Origin of the sequence: Paenibacillus terrae HPL-003, from assembly GCF_000235585.1 — a bacterium.
GTDB classification, from domain to species: domain Bacteria; phylum Bacillota; class Bacilli; order Paenibacillales; family Paenibacillaceae; genus Paenibacillus; species Paenibacillus terrae_B.
On the sequence record NC_016641.1, the window covers coordinates 240,331 to 261,857 of the forward strand.

General features: G+C 43.8%; 20 protein-coding genes and 3 pseudogenes. 12 read left to right on the forward strand and 11 right to left on the reverse strand.

Annotation, left to right across the window (positions count from 1 at the left end; all coding sequences use genetic code 11):
* Nucleotides 1–28: 28 nt before the first annotated feature.
* From HPL003_RS01140 to HPL003_RS01160, 5 genes are all read right to left on the reverse strand, one after another.
* Complete coding sequence (locus HPL003_RS01140) at nt 29–1,252, reverse strand: ABC transporter permease (RefSeq protein ID WP_014277795.1); 1,224 nt, start codon at nt 1,250–1,252, stop codon at nt 29–31.
* Between the two features lie 2 nt (nt 1,253–1,254).
* The gene (locus HPL003_RS01145) at nt 1,255–2,001 is read right to left on the reverse strand and encodes an ABC transporter ATP-binding protein (RefSeq protein WP_014277796.1); all 747 of its coding nucleotides are present in this window, start codon (nt 1,999–2,001) and stop codon (nt 1,255–1,257) included.
* A gap of 14 nt (nt 2,002–2,015) precedes the next feature.
* A complete protein-coding gene (locus HPL003_RS01150; protein WP_014277797.1) occupies nt 2,016–3,410 on the reverse strand; it encodes a DEAD/DEAH box helicase in 1,395 nt (464 codons plus the stop codon).
* Between the two features lie 154 nt (nt 3,411–3,564).
* Complete coding sequence (locus HPL003_RS01155; protein WP_014277798.1) at nt 3,565–4,344, reverse strand: SDR family NAD(P)-dependent oxidoreductase; 780 nt, start codon at nt 4,342–4,344, stop codon at nt 3,565–3,567.
* Nucleotides 4,345–4,383: 39 nt separating this feature from the next.
* Entirely contained in the window at nt 4,384–4,842 is a 459-nt protein-coding gene (locus HPL003_RS01160; RefSeq protein ID WP_014277799.1) for a chemotaxis protein CheX, read from the reverse strand.
* A gap of 427 nt (nt 4,843–5,269) precedes the next feature.
* Here HPL003_RS01160 and HPL003_RS01165 point away from each other — a divergent pair, with 427 nt between their 5' ends.
* The 3 genes from HPL003_RS01165 (at nt 5,270) to HPL003_RS01175 (ending at nt 8,055) form a co-directional block, all read left to right on the forward strand.
* Complete coding sequence (locus tag HPL003_RS01165; protein WP_014277800.1) at nt 5,270–6,172, forward strand: LysR family transcriptional regulator; 903 nt, start codon at nt 5,270–5,272, stop codon at nt 6,170–6,172.
* 60 nt (nt 6,173–6,232) lie between these two features.
* On the forward strand, nt 6,233–7,042 hold the full coding sequence (locus tag HPL003_RS01170) for a histidinol-phosphatase (protein ID WP_014277801.1): 810 nt from the start codon (nt 6,233–6,235) through the stop codon (nt 7,040–7,042).
* A gap of 272 nt (nt 7,043–7,314) precedes the next feature.
* Nucleotides 7,315–8,055, forward strand: a complete 741-nt coding sequence (locus HPL003_RS01175) for a GTP pyrophosphokinase (RefSeq protein WP_014277802.1) — start codon at nt 7,315–7,317, stop codon at nt 8,053–8,055.
* A gap of 367 nt (nt 8,056–8,422) precedes the next feature.
* Here HPL003_RS01175 and HPL003_RS29380 read toward each other — a convergent pair whose 3' ends face one another.
* A complete protein-coding gene (locus tag HPL003_RS29380) occupies nt 8,423–9,082 on the reverse strand; it encodes a hypothetical protein (protein WP_014277804.1) in 660 nt (219 codons plus the stop codon).
* Between the two features lie 185 nt (nt 9,083–9,267).
* Between HPL003_RS29380 and HPL003_RS01185 the strand changes: the two genes are divergently transcribed.
* Nucleotides 9,268–9,480 (forward strand): helix-turn-helix domain-containing protein, encoded by a 213-nt coding sequence (locus tag HPL003_RS01185; RefSeq protein WP_014277805.1) that lies wholly within the window; start codon nt 9,268–9,270, stop codon nt 9,478–9,480.
* A gap of 50 nt (nt 9,481–9,530) precedes the next feature.
* Here HPL003_RS01185 and HPL003_RS27195 read toward each other — a convergent pair.
* Nucleotides 9,531–10,306, reverse strand: a protein-coding gene (locus HPL003_RS27195; protein WP_167321403.1) for an IS5 family transposase whose coding sequence is annotated in 2 segments (ribosomal slippage) — nt 9,531–9,979 and nt 9,979–10,306 — 777 coding nt in all. Because the reading frame shifts where the segments join, the coding sequence is not laid out codon by codon here.
* A gap of 195 nt (nt 10,307–10,501) precedes the next feature.
* On the opposite strand from HPL003_RS27195, the pseudogene HPL003_RS28295 reads away from it, so the two are divergent.
* The 3 pseudogenes from HPL003_RS28295 to HPL003_RS01215 form a co-directional block, all read left to right on the forward strand.
* Nucleotides 10,502–10,627: pseudogene (locus tag HPL003_RS28295) on the forward strand (IS256 family transposase); the annotation flags it as partial.
* 96 nt (nt 10,628–10,723) lie between these two features.
* Nucleotides 10,724–11,762 (forward strand): annotated as a pseudogene (locus HPL003_RS27200) (IS630 family transposase).
* Nucleotides 11,763–11,785: 23 nt separating this feature from the next.
* Nucleotides 11,786–12,850: pseudogene (locus tag HPL003_RS01215) on the forward strand (IS256 family transposase); the annotation flags it as partial.
* 81 nt (nt 12,851–12,931) lie between these two features.
* Here HPL003_RS01215 and HPL003_RS30295 read toward each other — a convergent pair.
* Both HPL003_RS30295 and HPL003_RS30300 read right to left on the reverse strand, forming a co-directional pair.
* Nucleotides 12,932–13,168, reverse strand: a complete 237-nt coding sequence (locus HPL003_RS30295; RefSeq protein ID WP_337998899.1) for a GNAT family N-acetyltransferase — start codon at nt 13,166–13,168, stop codon at nt 12,932–12,934.
* Nucleotides 13,078–13,413, reverse strand: a complete 336-nt coding sequence (locus HPL003_RS30300; protein WP_014277812.1) for a hypothetical protein — start codon at nt 13,411–13,413, stop codon at nt 13,078–13,080. The genes HPL003_RS30295 and HPL003_RS30300 overlap by 91 nt, the downstream gene beginning before the upstream one ends.
* Nucleotides 13,414–14,056: 643 nt before the next feature.
* Between HPL003_RS30300 and HPL003_RS01225 the strand changes: the two genes are divergently transcribed.
* From HPL003_RS01225 to HPL003_RS01245, 5 genes are all read left to right on the forward strand, one after another.
* Nucleotides 14,057–14,548: a PTS sugar transporter subunit IIA gene (locus tag HPL003_RS01225; RefSeq protein WP_014277813.1), complete on the forward strand. Its 492-nt coding sequence runs from the start codon at nt 14,057–14,059 to the stop codon at nt 14,546–14,548.
* A 46-nt stretch (nt 14,549–14,594) separates the two neighbouring features.
* Complete coding sequence (locus HPL003_RS01230; RefSeq protein ID WP_014277814.1) at nt 14,595–15,428, forward strand: PRD domain-containing protein; 834 nt, start codon at nt 14,595–14,597, stop codon at nt 15,426–15,428.
* Between the two features lie 57 nt (nt 15,429–15,485).
* Nucleotides 15,486–16,877 carry a PTS transporter subunit EIIC gene (locus tag HPL003_RS01235; RefSeq protein ID WP_014277815.1) on the forward strand — a complete coding sequence of 464 codons (1,392 nt, stop codon included), beginning with the start codon at nt 15,486–15,488 and terminating at the stop codon, nt 16,875–16,877.
* A gap of 69 nt (nt 16,878–16,946) precedes the next feature.
* Nucleotides 16,947–18,398, forward strand: coding sequence for a glycoside hydrolase family 1 protein (locus tag HPL003_RS01240; protein ID WP_014277816.1), 1,452 nt, complete (start codon nt 16,947–16,949; stop codon nt 18,396–18,398).
* Between the two features lie 586 nt (nt 18,399–18,984).
* Entirely contained in the window at nt 18,985–19,872 is an 888-nt protein-coding gene (locus tag HPL003_RS01245; protein ID WP_014277818.1) for an NAD-dependent epimerase/dehydratase family protein, read from the forward strand.
* 182 nt (nt 19,873–20,054) lie between these two features.
* Here HPL003_RS01245 and HPL003_RS01250 read toward each other — a convergent pair whose 3' ends face one another.
* Together HPL003_RS01250 and HPL003_RS01255 are read right to left on the reverse strand one after the other, a co-directional pair.
* Nucleotides 20,055–20,696 (reverse strand): GNAT family N-acetyltransferase, encoded by a 642-nt coding sequence (locus tag HPL003_RS01250; protein WP_014277819.1) that lies wholly within the window; start codon nt 20,694–20,696, stop codon nt 20,055–20,057.
* A gap of 52 nt (nt 20,697–20,748) precedes the next feature.
* Nucleotides 20,749–21,489 carry a metallophosphoesterase family protein gene (locus tag HPL003_RS01255; RefSeq protein WP_014277820.1) on the reverse strand — a complete coding sequence of 247 codons (741 nt, stop codon included), beginning with the start codon at nt 21,487–21,489 and terminating at the stop codon, nt 20,749–20,751.
* Nucleotides 21,490–21,527: the final 38 nt, after the last annotated feature.

A 21,527-nucleotide genomic window follows, 5' to 3' on the forward strand; every position in this document is an offset into this window, starting at 1 on the left:
GAATAACCTTTGCTTTAACCATACAGGATTAAACTTCTTCCTCATCTTGACCGTCCAGACGCCATTTCTTCGCCTGAGCGCCTCGTACCAGGTATACCACCAGCACTCCACCAGCCAGTGTAAGCAGCGTGGAGATCAGCCCCTCAGTTCCTCTCAACAAAAAAGGAAGCCACAGGACGACCGCAACTGGCAACAGCAGCCGGACAACAAAGTCCAGGAAAGACGCACGGCGGGTATGTGCAGGAAGCGGATAGAGCTGAAGCCATAGCGAATCCTTGTGGTACTGCCTTAGCGAAGTAATCTGTACGCCGATCAGGAATATAAAAAATAAATACACAGCAATACCGATCCAGCTCGTATGCGTGATCCATATAATCAACAGGCCGAGGATACCCAGCCGTATCACCATCCCCACAGGCTCTGTGCGCACAAAGGTCTTGAACAGCAGGTAGCGATAAGCTCCCTTTTTGTCCCACGGTATGTTACCACCCAACCAGGACAACCAGCGACGCGGAGTCACTCTCTGCGTAAGGGCCGGCACATCAACAAACCAGCCCAAAGTACGCATCACACGTGCAGCCTGAACTCCCTCTGTACGAATCAGGTTTTCCCATGCCACCAGCAGTTTGACCGGAAAACGCAGGACAAGCACGTACACCACACCCACCAGTATGATAAACGGCAAGCTGCGCAGCGGAGGCTGCCACAGCCATGCGGCTACCAGCAGCACTGCCAGCGCCCAGCGAAGCAGACGATACCCCATATTCGCGCTGCGCGATACCATCCGCAGCTCCTGCCAGCCGCCATAGCTGAACAGCAGCTTCAGCAGCACGAACAGCAGTATGGTCAGCAGCAGCGGCTTAGGCGCAGTGTCGCTACGGATATACAGCGGCCACGCGATCACAAGCAGCAACAGCAGGCCGAATATTTTATACACCACGCCACGGATACGGCTGGACTTAAAATATTGGTGCATCGCATGCTCCTGCGGGCGCAGGAAGACGATATCGGCTTCATTCAAATATGTACGGAAGCTCACATGAGCGACCGGAACGGCTACCATGAGCATAATCCAGCGGATGGGCAAATCCGGCGGGATATGCATAATCAGCGACGTGTACCACGCGGCAAAGGCAATCAGCGCAAAGCCGAAGACGACCGCCAGACCGCTCTGAATGACATAACCGAGATAAGGCAGCACTTGTCCCCAGAACGCAACACGTCTTTCTTTATGCAAACGTTGCAAATCCATGCTCATTCCCTGCCCTGTACCAGCTCATAAAATGCATCTTCCAGCGGCATGCCCGGCTTACCCGCCTGTGCTGTCACTTCGTCCAGCGTGCCCTGTGCAATGATGGCACCCTGATGAAGCACAATGAAACGATCACAATAATTTTCAATCGTGGACAAAATATGAGAACTAAGTAAAATGGACGAGCCCGAGCGCTTCATTTCCAGCATAAAATCAAGCAGAGAACGAATACCGAGCGGGTCCAGACCCAAAAATGGCTCATCAATGACATACAGTGGCGGCCCCGCCAAAAATGCGCACATAATCATCACTTTCTGGCGCATCCCTTTGGAGAGATGCATCGACATGCTTCCGCTCTTATCCCGCATACGGAACAAGTCCAGCATTTGGTCACTACGGGTGCGGAAATTAGCTTCACTGACTCCATACGCTCTGGCGGTGAATTCCATATGCTCCATCACGGTCATTTCGGGATACAATTCTGGAGACTCGGGTACAAAAGCAATGGCTCCCTGATACTGCTCGGGATTTTCCGTCTGCTTATGTCCCTGTACGCGGATTTCTCCCGCCTGTGGTGTCATCAGACCCAAAATATGCTTCATCGTCGTACTTTTCCCGGCTCCGTTTAGACCGATCAGCCCCACCATTTCGCCCGGCTTCACATCCAGAGAAATCTGGTGCAGCACCGGGCGCTTGGCGCTGTATCCGCCTGTCAGTCCATTAATTTGCAATACAGGCTGTTGTTCCATGGCTCCCCCTCTTCTCACTTATCCGTTCGGCTTTGACCTTTTTCCTTCAGCCATCTTGGCGCTCCCTTGTTTTTACGATCACGCTCGCGCTGCGCTTTCCCTGCTTTGGACAAAGCCGCTCCTTTGCTCTTGCCTGAAGCCGAGCCATTTGCCACAGTTCTGCCAGGACGTCCATTCTCACCGCGGGCAGATGCCTTGCGGCTTTCCACTGGTGCTCCGTCGGAAGTAGATCTGGCTTCGGATGGCCTTACAGGCGCACGCTTGGCATCCACCGGACGCGGTACGACAACCCGGCCTCCGTGCAACGCACGCTCCGCAATGTCGATGCCCAGTTCACGAGAAAATTTACGCATGATGAATGTTTCACGGTCGGTAACAACCGACGCAACCAGTCCTTTACGCCCCATGCGTCCAGTGCGTCCCGCACGGTGAACATAAGCCTGACTGTCCGTAGCCGGATCAAAATGGATCACCATTTCCAGTCCCTCAATATCCAGACCACGAGCTGCCACATCGGAAGCAATCAGCACCTTGAGCTTGTCCGCACGAAACTGGGCCAGCACGTTAGTACGTGTAACTTTGTCCGCATCGCCATATAGGGATGCTGTAGTCAGTCCCATATGCTTGAGCTTGGCCTCAATCTCCCCGATGGCATTGGTTGTATTGACGAACACCAGTGCTTTTCTCGGATTAAAATGACGCACCAATCGGCGCAGCATGTCTTCCTTATCCCGTTCTTCGGATACAAAGTAATAGTGTTCCAAACCGCTGGCCGTCTTCTGGTCGGGATCAATCCCGATTTCCACGTAATCCTGCATTTCCCGCTTGGCCAGCGCTTGAATTTCGTCGTTCAGCGTTGCGGACAAAAATACTAACTGACGGTCACGCTGGGCGGTGCCCAAGATGTTCGTGACATCGCCTGCTCCGCCGAGCTGGAACATCTGATCCACCTCGTCGATGACGATGGTTGTAATGTTGTGCATTTTCAGCTTCTTGGAAGCGATGAGTTCCCGTACACGTCCCGGTGTGCCAACCACAAGCTGCGGATGGTCCTTTAGCTTCTCGATCTGGCGATTGACTGCCGCTCCACCGATCAGGCCGAGCACACGGATGCCGCGATGCTCCCCATAACGCCGGCCTTCGCGTACAATTTGCATCGCCAGCTCCTGACTGGGAGCTAGGATCAGCTTTTGCGTAGCCTTTTTCTGCGGGTCAATGGCTTGCAGCAGCGGCAGCAAATAAGCCAGCGTCTTCCCTGTGCCAGTCTGCGAACGCGCCAATACATGCCTACCCTTGATCATTTCTGGTATAGCCTGCGCCTGAACAGGCGAAGGCTGCGTAATCTCATGCTCGGCCAGCTTGGTCAACAGGTCTTGTTCAACACCGAGCGATTCAAAATTCAATGTCATGAAAAGGTCCAACCCCTATACGTAAATTCGTTACTCTCCATTATATGCGAAAACCGCCCTGCAACCAAATGCAGATATTTAGTCCCACCTCCCTTTAACGCGAAATGGCAAAAAAAGATGTCCCTCCACCATCACATGGTTTGCGGGACATCCTTTATTTTTTGTTCATCACGCCATGGCCCAGCCTGTCGGTTAGTCTGGGAGCAAGCTGGTACAGCTTGAGAAAAGGAGATATCCACCGTGGCAGATTAACCTCCTCCTTGCGAAGCTCCATCGCTCTCACGATGTGCTGTGCCACCTTGTCCGGCTTTAGCATAAACCAGCTTACATTACGAACATATCCGCCCGAAGGATCAGCGAGGTCAAAAAACGGCGTGTCAATCGGTCCGGGGTTAATCGTTGTTATCGTAACTCCGCTCCCGCGCAGCTCCTGTCGAAGCGCATTGCTGAACCCTAGCAGCGCATGCTTCGTTGCTGTGTAGGAGGACGATTTAGCTGTCCCGATTTTGCCGGCCATGGATGCCACATTGACGATCTGTCCCGTACCTCGCGCTGTCATCTGCGGCAGAAACGCCTTGATACAGCGGACAGCGCCCAAATAGTTCACATCCATCATTTGCTCGAACTCCGTCAGGTCTGTTTCATGAAAATACTCAAACTTCCCGTAACCTGCGTTGTTGAGCAAAATATCGACCCGTCCGTACTGCTCCAGCACCTGGGCAGCCACGGCCTCTACCTGCTCCTGACGAGTGACATCCAGAGGGATCAGCTCATGCCTGCCGCTAATTCCCGCCGACACTTGTTCCAGCCGTTCCTGCGAACGAGCCGTCAAAATAGGTATCGCACCCTTTTCGCTCAGCAACCGTGCGCAAAGGGCACCAATTCCACTGGATGCGCCTGTAATGACAACCACCTTGTTTTGCAATGTACTCATGGCCATCCCTCCATATTAAAGAAACCTGCTTCTTTAATATTAAGAGATCATCACCTGAATATCCAGCTCACCAATTCCTTCCATTGTAAGCGGAATATAAAGGGCACGCTGAGGTACGAAGGAGGTCAAGTTTTCCGACTTCATGACCTGCGGAGGCGTAATGTCAACTACAATCCCCTGATTGGACAAAATCGTGCTGGCACTACCGCTGATCATATTGCCCAATTCCGAAATAGCGCTTTTGCCCATCTCATCAATTTCAGTCAAAACGAATCCGCCCATCATCGCCGACACCATGCGCAACGCTACCTGTTCATTCAGACCGAACACAATATTTCCGCTAAGCTGTCCGGTCATCCCGATCATAATCCAAATATGGTCTTCCACCAGCTCGACATTTTTCACACCGAGATCGCCGGGTGAGGGAGAGATTTGGATCAATTGTTCAATGACCCGCCGCGCCGACTCCAAAAAAGGATTTATCACTTCTGCCTTCACGATCATTGCGCCCCTTTACGATGGGCTTTTAGACACACAACAAAAGTCCCATTTTAATTAGAATTTTATTTTTCAAAATGATGCACAACGAATCAACCTGCAATAAAATGCTCTCTCTATCACTTATCGACAGCTATCCGGCAATTTTTTATAGCCGAATCACAAAAAATGTGAATAATGTCCTATTCCCTCGCTTTCCATCGAATTCAAATGGGTTACTTTTGATGCATAGCAGGACTTTAGTCTTTATTTTCCAATATACCATACTTCACGGTGTTCTGCTTCGATTCATTGCCCTTCACGCTCGAATAACCTATAATTTAATGAAATAAGCATAACGATGGTTTTACATATGCACATGTGGATTTGTGAAAAATCCTCAGGCTGTACTGCTGCGACAGAATTAAGAAAAGAGAGGAGGAACTTCATGAACATCAGTCAACTTGAAACACTTATCATGATTTCCAAAACAATGAGCTTCCGCAAAGCCGGAGAACTTCTCAATTTGACGCAGCCGGCGGTATCCGCCCAAATCAAAAGTTTGGAGGACGAGTTCAAGACCATTCTGATCGACCGTAACCAACCCGTCACCCTGACCGACCGAGGGGCTGTTTTTTTGGAACATGCTGAGCGGATCTTGAGTGTTGTCGAGGAACTGCGGCAGAAATTGTACGATCTGAACGAAACGCCACAGGGTCATATTGCACTGGGCACTACGACGTCCATCGCCATTCAAATTTTACCGCGAGTACTTTCCTACTTTCAGGATCAATTCCCACTCATCAAAACCTCCATTCAATCCATGGCTTCCTCCATGATTTATCAGCAGGTGGAGAACGGGCTTATTGATGTTGGCATCGGTTACTTGATCGAGCGTAATCCAAATTTGAGCACTTCGATTTTGTATTACGATTCCTTTGAGCTTGTCGTATCGCCCACTCATCCATTGGCCTCCCAACCGCATGCAACCATTGAAGCCCTTCGGGAAATTCCACTTATTCTGCTCTCACCCGATACGGTAGGACGAAAATTCGTGGATGATGTATTTAAAAAACACCAAATTGTGCCTCATGTCGTGATTGAGTTGTCCAGCAGCGAGGAAGTCAAACGGATGGTCGAGATTAATCTTGGCGCTGCCATTATCTCCAGGCTGTCAGTCACTCCTGAGCTACGCGCGGGTACGTTGAAAATGATTCAGATTACCGAGCTGGAGGTTAGCCATCCGGTAGGGGTCATTTACAAATCCGGCCGATATCTGAATTCTGCCATGCAGCAGTTTCTAAGCGATTTAAAAGGTATGCCGGAGACCAATTTTATCAGTTCTGAATAACGCACTCCGCTATGAACACCCTACGAAATACAAACCTTGATTACGAAAGGACGACATCCTATGAAATTTGATCTGCACACCCATCATTTCCGCTGCGGTCATGCAGACGGTAATATTCGGGATTATATCGAAGCTGGCATTCAGTCCGGTTTACAGGCTATTGGTATTTCGGACCATTCCCCCTACTTATGCAGCGAGCAGGATCAGGCTTTTCCAAAAATTTATATGGCGAAATCGCAGCTTGCCGAGTATGTAGAAGAGGTACAGCAGCTACAGAAGGAATACGAAGGCCGTATTGACGTGCTGCTCGGATTAGAAACGGATTATTTCCCTGATTTTGCAGAACTGTACCGTTCCACCCTGGCCCCTTATCCGTTCGACTACCTTATTGGGTCGATCCACAATGTTGAGGGAGACAGCATTTTTAACCGTAACCGTTGGAACGAAGTAAGTGATGCTCGCAAAATTGAAGTCAAGCAAGCTTACTATTCGCTCATTCAGGAATCTGCGCGGAGTGGTATGTTTCAGATTTTGGGTCATATCGACGCCATGAAGGGGAATTTCCCTGCTTTCTCAGATATTCCTGCCGATGAAGCGATTGATGAAACCTTGAAAGTGATTGCAGAATCCGGTGTAGCGATTGAAATTAACACTTCAGGTAAAACCAAGCTCAGTGGCGGTTGGTACCCGTCCGTTCCTATTTTAGAAAGAGCGCATCATTTTGGCGTAGAGGTCACTTTTGGTTCAGATGCCCATAAACCTGCTCGAGTAGGCGATGATTGGGACGAAGTGAAGGCGATGTTGAAGGATATTGGCTTCCGCGAATGGGTTTATTTTAAACAAAAACGTAAAATTGCGGTGCCGCTTTAAAATTTGTTTAGGCGGGAATCGCCGCTCTGCAAATGATTTGATCTTACGGTCGCTGTTGCAATGGGATTCTTGGGAATTGTATATTATAAGATAAGAGTCCCGTTAGGTTTATGCTTTCCGAAGTAGCTTTCTTCGGAAAGCCTTCAGGCGAACGCTAGTGCTTCTCCAGATACAAATCCTTCGTTCCGCTACCACCCGCCTTAAACCATACGATTCTATTATTTTTAATATTATTTATATTTTACGACATCTATGTGTGAGGAGAATTACATATGTATCTGGAAGACCCGATGGACAAGATTAAAAAGCTGAAACATGATATCACGCGTTTTATGCTGATCTATAAATTTGCGCTCGACGAGATGGAAACCAAGATTGAAATATTAAAGCAGGAATTTCAGGCGTTGCACGATTATAGCCCTATTGAGCACACCAAATCGCGTCTAAAATCCCCTGAGAGCATCATGAACAAAATGCTTCGTAAAAAAAGCGAGTTTTCCCTTGCTGCCGTCAAGGATCATATTAAAGATATCGCGGGACTGCGCATTACCTGCTCTTTTATTTCTGACATCTATGATGTTAGCAACATGCTTCAGAGACAGAATGACTTGAAGGTGCTGGAAATCAAGGATTACATCAAAAATCCCAAACCAAATGGCTACCAAAGTCTGCATCTGCTGATCCAGGTTCCTGTATTCATGTCAGACTGTCAGGAGTTGGTCTGCGTGGAGGTACAGATTCGAACGATTGCGATGGATTTCTGGGCCAGTCTGGAGCATAAAATCTTTTATAAATACAACCAGTCCGTTCCCGAAAGCCTGACACGCGAATTAAAAAATGCGGCAGATTCAGCCAATGCGCTCGATCTCCAAATGGAACGGCTGCATCGTGAAATCAAGGAGATTAAAGACGCCAGAGCTGAAGAAGACTCTATGGAAGAGATTCGGAAGATTATCATTAATAATCAGCAATTTACGGTGCCAGCCAACTTTCTGAAGCTACTTGTGGAGTAACAGCCTTCGATGGTGATCCACCGCTAAGAGAATAATTTGATCTTACGATCGCTGTTGCAACGGGATTCTCAGGATTGTATAACCCCTATCAAGGATAGAATCCCATTGCAGAGGCGAACGCTTGCACTTCTCCAGATTCAAATCCTCCGCTCTGCTGCCAACCACCTCGCATAACTTACTTCGTTTTTTTATGTTCATTAACTCACAGTTATTTAAAAAGATTAAACCATTTTTTAGACCTCTATAAAATTCGAATCTCAATAAGCATCTGTAGGCTGATCCAATCGCCTGTAAGTGTCTTTAGAAACAGTTTGCCGTTAATTAATCTTCCTGTTCTGTACATACACACTCCTCCTTTGTAAAACAGTTAATAACCGGATACATAGCAGTCGACTTCGTCCTCAGCCCTCTCAACCGCTTGAATCAAAGTCATTTCAGGTGCCTCCTGTTTATATTGAATGGCCTTCTCACGCGTACCTCCTGCCCCTGCCCACTCCCAATACAGATGAATGTCTACGGACTCCAGAAAATATACAGATAATGCTTCAACAGGATTTGCGGCATACAACTCCGTAAATTCCTCGTCTGTAAGCTGATGCTGCCGAAGATACTCACCTTTCATATTGCAGAGTAGATTAAAAGTGTCTTGTTCGTTAATATAAATAGAACGGGCAATGAATTCATTGCGCCTTTCAACCGAGTTCAGTATGATTTGCATAGCGTTACGGATGTACTCATCTTCGGGACTGATATGAAACATTTGAATGAGATCGTTCGTTGTCAATTTGGGGTTAAACGGGGCTGGCTCTATGATTCGTGTCCACACATTAGTCTTTCCTTTCTCAAACACTTCAATAGCGTCTGAGACATTATAGCCAATCGTTTGCCATTTACGGTTCAAAGCATCGATGATGTGATAATAATGTATCTCTTGGTCATCGCTTCCCACTTCTTGCGGCCAAACTGCTTCCATGCGAACAATGTCCAGAATGTGTTGTTTGTTGAGTTTGTTTCCTAGTGTAGTCATATGTATTTCCCCCGATTCTTTTTGGTAAAATGGCAATAGTAAAGCCAAGGATATGATTCATATCCCCTTGTTAAAACGACTAATTATACGTTTAAGCGGTTATTGTATATAAGACAATATTAACCGCTCATGCGTATAATGTAAATATCTTATTTTCATATTTCAAGTTAGGAGATAAATCTAAGATGGAACTGATCATAAAACTTAAAGACGTTATGAAAGAAAGAGGCATCACTCAGTTACAATTAGCAAAAATGGCAAATGTCCGGCAAGCTGCAATATCGGAATTATGCAGAAATGCTCGGGAAGAAGTGAATTTAGCAATGCTAACAAGGATCGCCATCGCTTTAGACATTAAGGACATATCAGATTTAATGCAATTCGATGAGACAGAGTAGAAAAATTCTATAGGGATAACTGGAAGGATTAGGTCGTGTCTGAAAACTCTTCATTGAGTCAATTTGAAAATGGCAGCTACGTATACAAACGCCAAGAATGACTTGGCCAACTTGTCGTAACGAGTAGCCACACGGCGAAAGTGTTTGATTTTATTGAAAAAGCACTCCACTAAGTGGCGTTCTTTGTAACGATACCAATCGACTTTCCAAGGGTTTTGACTATTCGCTTTAGGCGGGATGGTGTAGGATGCCTGCTTAGCTGTAATCCAATTCCGAATCGCTTGTGAGCCATAGGCTTTGTCGCCAAGAATATGACTTCCTGTAATATCAAGCTTCTGAAGTAAATCGATCGCTGGAACAGAATCATAGACTTGACCACCCGTCAGAAGAAAAGCGAGGGGATTTCCTAATCCATCGACGACCGTGTGAAGTTTGGTTGTCTTTCCGCCACGACTGACGCCGATGTGTTGATTCACTTCGTGTCCTTCAACGTTTTTTTAGCACCGGCACTATGTTGATGGGCTTTGACCGATGTAGAATCAATGCTCAAGTTTTCAAAGTCAGGTTCGATCTGGAGAGATTGGAAGATAGTGACAAGCAGTCCGGTATCTCGCCACTTGCAAAAGCGACTGTAGACCGTTTTCCATGAACCATAGCGTTCCTCCGGTAGATCACGCCAGGCAGCACCACTTCGAGCGATCCATAGAAAAGCGTTAAACATGGTTCGTTCACTTAATTTTGACGGACGTCCTGTTTTGTAGGGTGGAAACATGCCCTTAATTTGATCCCACTGTTCATCGCTTATTTCGTACCGTCTTTGAATCATCTTGACGCTCCATTCGTTTTTCTCAAATCTTACCATGTTATTTAGTTTTCAGACACATCCTAGATAAAACTCCATGTTTTTTTGGACAGACGACCGAATTTAGAGAGCGTAAAATATATTGTGTAAATAGAAAAAGGAAGACCTTTTCTAGTAGAATTGAGTTACCACACAACAATTCAGAGAGAGGTCTTCCCTATGAATCATTTTACAACAGATTTAGTTCAGGCTCTAGTCATAAAACAGGATATTACGGAAGTATTTCGCAGCCATTTAGAGTCTGCCATGAATCATCTGCTCGAAACCGAGCTTACGGCATTTCTATATAAGTTGAACTAAAGATTAGAAAACTATGGTAAGGAATTCGCTACTGCATGTCGAAGTAATAAAGTAACAACTTTAGACAGGCAGGGGAATCGCATGGAACATTCAGCATCATTTCAAGAGATCCAAACCGCGATGAAGCAAGCAAAAGATCGTCGGATGTTTGAACGCTATCAGACGCTGTATTTGTATCTACAAGGAACAGAAGTCGAGCAAATTGCTCATATCATTAACCGAAGCCCCAAAACCGTAAAAGGGTACATTCAAGCATATGACACACGCGGGCTTTCCGGACTGCAAATGAATCATTCGCCAGGAGCACCTGTCCGATTAACGAAAGAACAACTGGAAAAGTTAAAACAAACGATCGTGGACTCCGTTCCACATGATGTAGGCTTTACCGCGCGTCACAATTGGACACTGGAGATCATTGCAGCCTTCATCAAAAGGGAGTTTGGTCAGACGTATTCGCTTCGGGGTATCTCTAAAATGATGCATCGTCAAGGGCTAAGTTATACCAGCCAACCTATACCTTGGCAGCGGCGGACGAAAAAAAGCAACGAATTTTTTCGGAAGTCACGTTTCCAAATTTAAAAAAAGATACATGACGGCAAAAATCGACCATGTATTATTTGAAGACGAATCCATGATTCGCGATTACCAAGCCATTCAAAAAACGTGGTTTCTTCGTGGCAAGCAGCGTATCATTCAAACTACAGGTAAACATCGGGGTGTCAAACTGCTGGCTACCGTCGACTATGTGACAGGCAGGATCGTATGGCAGGAAGATGAGTATTATACAGCCGAAACATTTTTGATCTTTTTGAAAAAAGTGTTAACCGAATATCCGACAGGTAAAATTGCGATGATCCTGGACAATGCGCGAATTCACCATGCAAAGCTGCTGGCATCGTTCCTAAACGAGATGAAGGATCGACTTGAACTTGTATTTTTGCCTCCCTATAGCCCCGAACTGAATGCAGTCGAAGGGTTGTGGAAATGGCTTAAATCCGATGTGATTAACAACGTCTTTTACCACACGGTCGCTGAAATTCGTACCAGCGTACAACGGTTTATGGAAGAGATTATGAAAGTACCTTTGATGATCGTTGACCGTCTTTGTGTCAGGTTCTAGCTGGTTGTTTCTTTAGTTCAATTTATATAGATTATGAAAAATATGACCGTGCTGGCGTGAATTCAGGTAACTCTCGTAACGGATCGTACACCCGTACGCTTCATACCGAGTATGGCGACTTGCAGCTCACTATGCCTCGGGATCGGAATGGAGAGTTTAAACAGCAGACTGTAGCCCCGTATAAACGTTCCAACGACACCTTGGAATCCTTCGTCATTCACCTGTTTCAAAAGGGCGTCACCATAACGGAAATCGCTGACCTCATCGAGAAAATGTATGGTCATCACTATACGCCTCAAACGGTATCCAACATGACCAAAGTGATGACCCAGCATGTCGATGCATTTATGAAACGCCCCTTGGAAAAGCACTATGTCTGCGTCTATATCGATGCGACATACATCCCCGTAAAGCGTGAAACGGTAGCCAAGGAAGCCGTTTATATTGCCGTGGGCATTCGTGAAGATGGCTCCAAAGAGGTGCTTACGTACGCTATTGCACCGACCGAATCGGCGTATATTTGGAAAGAACTGCTTCAGGAAATCAAACAGCGTGGCACAGAACAGATCCTCCTCTTTATCTCGGATGGACTAACAGGTATTGTGAATGCAATCCAGGAGGTTTATCCTCAAGCGAAGTACCAGACCTGCTGTGTTCATTTATCTCGTAACATCGCCCATAAAGTTCGTGTGACGGATCGAGCAGAGATCTGTGAGGACTTCAAATCTGTGTATCGCGCTGAGGATGAAAAAGCAGGTAGAACCGCCCTGACCACCTTCTGTGACAAGTGGAAAACCAGCTACCCCAAAGTGGTTCAATCGCTGAAAGAAAATCCCTATATCTTTACGTTTTACAGCTTTCCTAAATCGGTCTGGAGAAGCCTGTATTCAACGAATCTGATCGAATCGTTTAACAAGCAAATCAAGAAATACACGAACCGAAAAGAACAATTCCCCCATGAAGAAGCATTAGAAAAGTTCTTGGTTTCCCAGTTTGAAAGCTACAACCAACGTTTTGCTACCCGTTGTCATAATGGCTTCGATCAAGCACGTGCAGAACTGCTAGCCATGTTCACCACAAAAGAGTAACGCCAATCTACATAAGAAAAGGTTATTTCATTTACACAAAAATCTTGACGCTGCCCCCGATAGTTGAAGATAATATATAAGCTAGAGTTCTCTAACGTACCGTAAAGATATGTATGTGTCATTATCTGAATTAGCGTAGCTTTCTTGTTCATGTAAAAATGAAAATCCCTTTGCTTCATAAAAAGGAATCCCTTTTTTATTTCCTTTTTGAACGGATACATATTGCTTTATTGCCCCTGAATTCTTTTGCTGCTCAGATATAGCATGTAATATCTTAGAGCCAATTCCTTCACCTCTTCTATCAGGTTTGAGATACAGGACAAATAATTCTGTGTTTTTTCATCGAGCATTCCACCTGCTCCTGCACCTATAACATTATCATCTTCAATAGCAACGAAGTACCCTCCCCAGTTCTTATTTACAATTGTAACTTCTTTAAGTATGCGATCGTAGTTATAAAAATCACGAATAATTCTATCAGTGTATTCTTTAGAGTAAATTTCCCTATACGTGGCTCTGTAACCTAAAGTACATACATCAATAATTCCGTCAATATGCTTCAAATCTGCTTTTTCGAGTGTAAAGAAATGGATTAAGTTTTTTGTTAAGAAAGACCTTCGTTAGAAGAGGGTCTTTTTTGTTTCTAATCTAATATGTGTGCTAGACAGCATTCCGGGTATTAAAGCAAAAATAAAAAACAGGCAGTCACCTGTTTTAAACTTTCGGTTCATAACCTTGATGAACTGTCCAGTGTAATAACTCTTTCGTGTTACGGTTTAATTTCTTCGCTAGCATAGATGCTTCAGAGAAATTAATAAAGGTTTTATCAATGCTGTTGTATAACCTTGAAAATTCTTAAGTAAAAAGTTGTCACTGAAACTAAGCTTATGAATAGAATTCCATGTAAAGGATCAAGCAATTTGACACAGGCATTCCAACTTAGTAGTGCATAAGTCCTGTAAAAAGAATCATGAGTTTCTTTGTGCCAACTTCTTTCTTTTTTTAAAAATTGACCGGTTTACAAAGTTTTAAGGCTTATTAGACCTCAGTTGACAAATTTCGATATTATGGTACTATGATATTAGGATTGTAACCCCTCAGGGGCATTACCTGTTTATTAGGTGTGCCTTGAGGGGTTATTTTGCGTTCTCTGAGTACACAGAAGCACCAAAAAATGAAATTACAACAATTGAGAAGGTGGAGACTATGTTTAAACTGTTCAATAAAGCCAAAAATGAAGATAAGAGTATAAAGGCGCCTGTAGATGGTAAGTGCATTGATTTATCAGAAGTGAGTGATAAGGTCTTTGCCAAAAGAATGATGGGGGAAGGTGTAGCTTTTGTTTTTGAAGGAGACGTGATTTACTCTCCTTGTTCAGGAATTGTTGATACTATTGCAAAAACTTCTCACGCAATTGCTGTAAAAAATACGGACGGTGTAGAGGTGCTCATTCACATTGGCATGAATACGGTCTCTTTAAAAGGACAAGGATTTGATGTGCTTGTTAAAGAGAATCAAAAAGTGGAACTAGGAGAACCTTTAGTTAAAATTGATCGCCCTTTCATTGAAGAGAATTCAATTGATTTAACGACACCTATGATAATTACAAATGGAGATAATTACAATTTATCAATAAAAAATATATCTGAATTTGTTACCAAAAGCGAATCGGAAATCATACATTACGAAAAAAAGTAACCAGATAAAGTCGAGGCAACAAGTTTAATGTTAAAGGAGTCTTACTATGAAAGTTGTTAAAAAGATTAATAACAACGTTGCCATATGTATTGATAACAACAATCAGGAACTTGTGGTATTCGGAAAAGGTATAGGTTTTAAGCCAATGCCATATGAACTCGATGATTTGAGCTTGATTGATCGGACATTTTATGGGGTTGATCCGCGTTATCTAAACTTATTCAATTTTGTTCCTGAATCCATCTTTCAACTAACTGCAAGGATAGTTGATCTGGCTAAAAATAAGATTGAATATAATCTAAATCCAAATATTACATTTACTCTCGCTGATCACATCAATTTTGCAATTGAACGGGCACAAAAAAAAGTTAACATAAAATCCCCCTTACAATCTAGTGTGGAACGGCTTTATCCACTAGAAACTGAAATTGGAAAAGCAGCTGTTCAACTAATTGAAAAGGAAATGAAGATTGCACTGCCTAGTGGGGAAGCTTCAAGTATAGCTGTTCACTTCATAAATGCTCAATCAGCTTTTAATGCAAAGAAAGCTAAATACAATGAACAAACTATGGATGACATCATTAGAATAATTGAAGATCATTTCCAAATCGAGATAAACACGGAAGATTTCAATTATATACGATTTGTTACTCACTTAAAGACACTATTGACTAAAAAAGGGGAACAACTAGAAGCAACAGATGAATATAAGATCACTTATGAAGAATTAAAAAAACAATTTTCTGAATTTTCAAATTGTGTGGATAAAATAAAACAATATTTCATTGAACAACATAATTGGAAACTTAACGAAGAAGAGTCGTTGTATCTAATTCTACATGTAAGTCGCTTGTGTAATCGAGAAAGGCATGGTCATTAGTTTTTCAATTGATTACTGACAGGAATTAATGAAGATCATAAGGAGCGTGCGGCAACAATGTCTAAAAAGAATTATGATGAGCTTGCTGATCAAGTACTAGCCAATATCGGCGGAAAAGATAATATAAGCTATTCTACTCATTGTGTAACAAGGTTACGATTCAATCTTAAAGATCAGAGTTTGGCCAATGAAGAAGAAATTGAAAAAATCTCTGGGGTAATAGGAGCGCAGTGGCAAGGTGACCAATTCCAAATTGTTATTGGTCAGACGGTAGGTGATGCTTATAAAGCGATCTCTGAAAAAGCAGGTTTCACTCAAGATAATGCTCAAGACGATTCACAGGAAGAAAAAGGAACTACACGTTCAAAAAAGAAATTTAGCTTGAATGCAATACTCGATGGACTTGCTGGGAGTATCGCGCCAGTAATCCCGATTTTAATTGGTGGCGGATTAATAAAGGTATTGGTTTTGCTGTTGACAAATATGGGTCTTTTATCTGCTGAAAGCGCTACACTTACAATATTAAATCTTGTAGGTAATGCTGCATTCTATTTCTTACCCGTATTTGTTGGAGCAAGTGCTGCTCGAAAATTTAATACTAGCGCTCCTTTAGGAATGTTATTTGGTGCTATCCTAATTGATCCGACGTTTGTATCCAAAGTAGCTAATAACGAAGCGTTAAGTTTTATTGGAATCCCAGTAACCCTGGCTTCATACGGAAACACTGTATTTCCAATAATCATGATCGTTTTCATAATGTCATATGTTGAGAGATTCTTTAGTAGGATTTCACCAACAAGCCTGAAAGCACTTTTTGTTCCAGTGGCAGTAATACTTGTAATGACACCTATCGCATTGTGTATAGTGGGACCACTAGGTGTTATTGTAGGTGATTATATCACTACAGGCATTATCTTTTTGTATGACAAAGTCGGGTTCCTTGGAGTAGCAATTATGGCTTCGCTGTTCCCTCTACTGGTACTAACAGGTATGCATACAACATTGGCCCCTTATCTTGTTCAAATGATGGCTTCTGTGAAGTATGAACCTCTTGTAATTATTGGAAGTATCATCACAAACTTCAGTATAGGCGCAGCATGTATTGCGATTGCATTAAGAGCGAAAGGAAAAACGCTCAAATCGACTTCAGCCTCTTGCGCAGTAACTTCTATGGCCGGCGGTGTTTCCGAACCAGCATTGTTTGGAGTGGTGTTGAAGTTAAGGAAACCATTATATGCCGTCCTTATAGGTAATTTTATTGGCGGGATTTATGCAGGTCTCACCAAAGTATACGCATATGCTTTTGTTGGAAGTGGTGGAATCTTTGGAATCCCTGCGTTAGCAGGTCCTGACGCAAGCAATATTATCAATGGTATTATCGCTATAGCCTTATCCATTATTTCTACTTTTTTAATCACATTAATTTGGGGTTTTGAAGAAAAAAAGTAGGATAAACTGAGCCGTGGTAACACTCAAATTTATAATACATTAATAATTTTAATGAAAGAGGGTAATTACATGACATTTTCTAATGATTTTATGTGGGGCGGAGCAACAGCAGCTAACCAAGTTGAAGGAGCTTGGAATGTTGGAGGTAAAGGTCCCTCTACACAAGACCATATAGCTCAAGGATCAAGAGAAGTTATTCGGAAATATACGGAAAATATTGAAGAAGGAATTATTTATCCTTCACATGAAGCTGTAGATTTCTACCATCATTATAAAGAAGATATCGCCATGTTTGCTGAGATGGGATTCAAGATCTACAGAATGTCCATTGCTTGGACTAGAATCTTTCCTAACGGTGATGATGCTGAGCCCAATAAAGAAGGTATTGAATTTTACCGTTCCGTTTTCCAAGAACTTAAAAAGTATGGAATTGAGCCACTTGTCACGTTGTCCCACTATGAAATGCCTTACAACCTTGCTATAAAGTATGATGGATGGGCAGACAGAAAATGTATTGATTTTTACCTTAAATACAGCGAAACAGTATTCCGTGAGTACAAAGGGCTTGTGAAATATTGGCTCACATTTAACGAAATTAACTCGCTATCACTTTCAACAGGTGGATATTTTAACGGGGGAATTATGTCTATTGCTGGTGGCTTCGGACCTATGGAATATCCGAATGAAACAGCGGAACATATCAGCAGACGTTATACTGCACTTCACCATCAATTTATTGCGAGTGCAAAAGCTGTAAACCTTGCACATGAAATTGACAGTAACTATCAAGTTGGTTGTATGATTGCAGGTTTAACTTCTTATCCTTATACGCCAAACCCGGATGATATGCTCGCTGCACAAAAACAAAAACGGGAACAACTCTTCTTCGCTGGTGATATACATGTAAAAGGAGAGTATCCTTATTACATGAAACGTTATTTTAAAGAAAACGGAATTAATATCACAATGGAATCGGGAGACGCGGATGTCCTTAAATCAGGAACTGTTGACTTCTTTACATTCAGCTACTACTCCACAGGCTGTATTAGTACTGATCCTGAAGCTGAAAAAACAGGAGGAAATCTGATTTTTGGAGTCAAAAACCCGTATCTCGACACAAGTGATTGGGGCTGGCAAATTGATCCAAAAGGATTAAGATACTTCTTAAATGAATTTTATGACAGATACCGACTTCCAATTATTATCACTGAAAATGGTTTGGGAGCAGATGACACATTAGAAGCTGATGGAAGTGTGCATGACCCATATAGAATCGAATATATGCGTCAACACTTTCAACAGATGGAAGAAGCTATTAAGGATGGCGTAGACCTTATTGGTTATACTGCTTGGGGTTGTATTGATATTGTAAGTCTGAGTACAGGTGAAATGAAGAAAAGATATGGTATGATCTACGTTGATAAAGATGAAAAAGGAAACGGGTCACTCAAAAGATACCGCAAAGATTCTTTCTATTGGTACAAAAAAGTGATTGAATCTAACGGTGAGGATCTCAGTTAAAATCAACACAATTAATTTAGGGCTGACGAGTTAATCGTCAGCCCTTTTTAGTCACACTATGAAATAATTAATTCTAACAGTGCGTCATCAGCACAAAGTGCGTTGAAAAAATTAGGAACTTATGGTTAGTTGTTTTTTTATTATTAAGGCGTTGATACGATTGGAATATATATTGGTAAGTTGTTCGCACATATATTGGGCTGAATACTCGAATCCAGAGCGGATCCAATATTTAATTACACCTAATGTAGCATTTACTTGGTCTGTTGATCCATTAATTTTTCTTACCAAAGAAAACATAAGGTCAACCCCTAATATAGCTTTGAGTTAGCTTTACTTTCATTCTCTCATGGGGTGTTGGAGAATGATACCAAAACTTTTATGATTCAGGTAATCCATCAAAGGGACATAACCGCCAAAAATCATAAACACAATAATGATAAATTGAAATAGATTTATCTTTTTCATGCGGAACCCTCTCTTGTACTATTATTATGCTAAAATAATCCTTTCATCGTTTCGTATCCTTTGAGATCGTTATTCCGTTTACCTTAATAAAACCAATCCCTTAAGGAGTGATTAACAAATGAGAAAGATACTTGTATTAGGTGGAACGCGCTTTTTTGGCAAAAGGCTGGTAGAACGTCTGCTGGAAGATTCCGAGAATAACGTTACGATCCTCACGAGAGGTCAAACAAGCGATTCGTTCGGTGACCGCGTCCAACGGATTATTGCAGATCGTAACGATGCGGAAGCGTTGGCTGAGGCGGTAGGTGAGCAGGTTTGGGATATTGTCTACGATAATATTTGCTTTTCTCCAGATGAAGCTAGAGAAGCGTGCCGCATTTTAGATGCTAAAGCCGAACGATATATTCTGACCTCCAGCTTATCCGTCTACGATCCAAGTCCAGAAGTGCTGACCGAGAGTGTCTTCGACCCTCATGCTTACCCGGTTCGCAAAGGCAGACAGGACAATTTTACATATCAGGAGGCTAAACGGCAGGCAGAAGCGGTTTTCATGCAACAAGCTACGTTCCCGGTTGCCGCTGTTCGTTTTCCGATTGTATTAGGAACAGATGATTATACGAGAAGACTTCATTTTCATATTGAGCATGTTCGTGATGGAATCGAAATCGGCATACCGAATCCGGCAGCGCACATCTCGTTTATCCGTTCGGATGAAGCCGCAGATTTTCTGCTTTGGCTTGGTCAATCTCATTTGACAGGACCCGTAAATGCTTGCTCCGACGGTACTGTGAAGATTGGAGAACTCATTTCCACCATTGAGCAGGTAACTGGAAAACAAGCCGTAATTCAAGAAAGAACAGCGGACGAGCATATGTCTCCATTCGGTATTACACAATCGTGGTATATGGATACGACCAAAGCCCAGTCAGATGGGTACTCGTTCCTTTCCCTGACCGAATGGCTTCCCGAGCTGATAACCAGCCTGAACCGTTCCTATGAATCATAAAAGTAACTTGTAAATCGCAAGTAGCTACCATAGAAACAAGGCAAAAAAAGAGGACCCGAAGCTTCGGGTCCCAGCAACATATATTATTCAAAAGGGGGTCATGTCTGTATTGTACCCGTCCTGTGTTAGAGTTGTTTTGCAGTTATATTTCATCTCTGTAACAAAATATTCCACTACCATTTCTATTCATAATCCCCTTGGGTAATCGAGAACACCAGTACACTCGGCACCTCTCCTGAATGATCATAGGCATGGATGGTGCGCAGCAGGCGCATCTTATTTTTGATCAGCACGCGCACGGAAGCTTGATTATCCTCTTGGCAACGACCTTCGATCCGGCTGAGCTTTAAAGACCCAAAACCGAATCTCAGCATTTCTTCCACGACCTCTGTAGCCAGCCCCTGCCCCCAGAAAGGACGATCCAGGATATAGCCCAACTGCGCCTCCCCCGCATTTTCATTCCATTGCTGGAAAGATGCGATACCGAGCAGCGGCGAGTGGCTGAGCTCATGTAGTTTATTGAGTTTATTGAGTTTATTGAGTTTGCCGGGTTCGTTGTTTGCTCCTGTATTTCCCCCGTGCCATTCCACCGCAAAATGCAGGGAATCCAGTGAATCAGCAGATACTTTAATTTGCGCTACCAAACGCCGCATCCGCGCATCGACTGGCTTGCGAATCCGGTTCACATACCGAATAACCAATGGATCTGACAGCATACGTTCCAGCTTCGGGTAATCCTCCGCTTTTAGCTGGCGCAACCGGACACGGTCGGTATAAAGCTCCGGTAGCCCTGACCCTGAACGAAGCATTTCTCTGGTCAGCACAATGATCCCTCCTGCGGATGGATTGGCTTTTTGCAGCGAATAGGTTGCACACTCAATCCAGGTCCTGAATTCCCCGGTAAATGCCTGTGCGCAACTCACGGATATAATACGGCAAAGACGGTACGTCTGCTTCCTCTGCCTGTTTTACCGCCAGCTCTATATCATAAGGTACACGTACAAACTGGATGGAAAAGGGTGTAGGACTCTCTTCTCCCATGTTCCCCTCCAAAATGCAGTAGGAAGCCTGAGTTACATCCAGCGGATTGCCAACACTGCCGACATTAAAAAGCGTTTTGCCCTGAAAGTGCTGTATAAAGGCATTATGCACATCTCCATACCCCACGACATCCGGGGCAAAAGCGACTTTTCCACTTTCCTCGGCTAACGGGTCGAACATGGCGAGTCTTTTCTCCGGCTCATCCCATGGCTGCACGCGATGATATACACTTTGCGGCGAAGCATGCACCAGACGAATACGACGTCCGCTCATCCTGAAATCATGATGAAACGGCAACTCTGCCAAATACTGTAGCCGTTCTGTGCCCAGGCGCTCGGCTTGCCAGCTAAAATTGAGATCATCCGTAATGTTAACCAGCTCATCCCAATTGCCACGCACGACCACCTCGCAATGTTGACGGACAGCCTCCAGAACCTCACACGGGCTAGGACCTTTGCCGATCAGATCGCCCAAACAAAACACACGACTAATCCCTCGGGAAGCAATATCCTCCAGCACCGCCTCGCAGGCAGGCCAATTGCCATGTATATCTGAAATGACAGCAATACGATCCATCTGAATATCACTCCTTTGTCCGAAGCAGCTACATACTA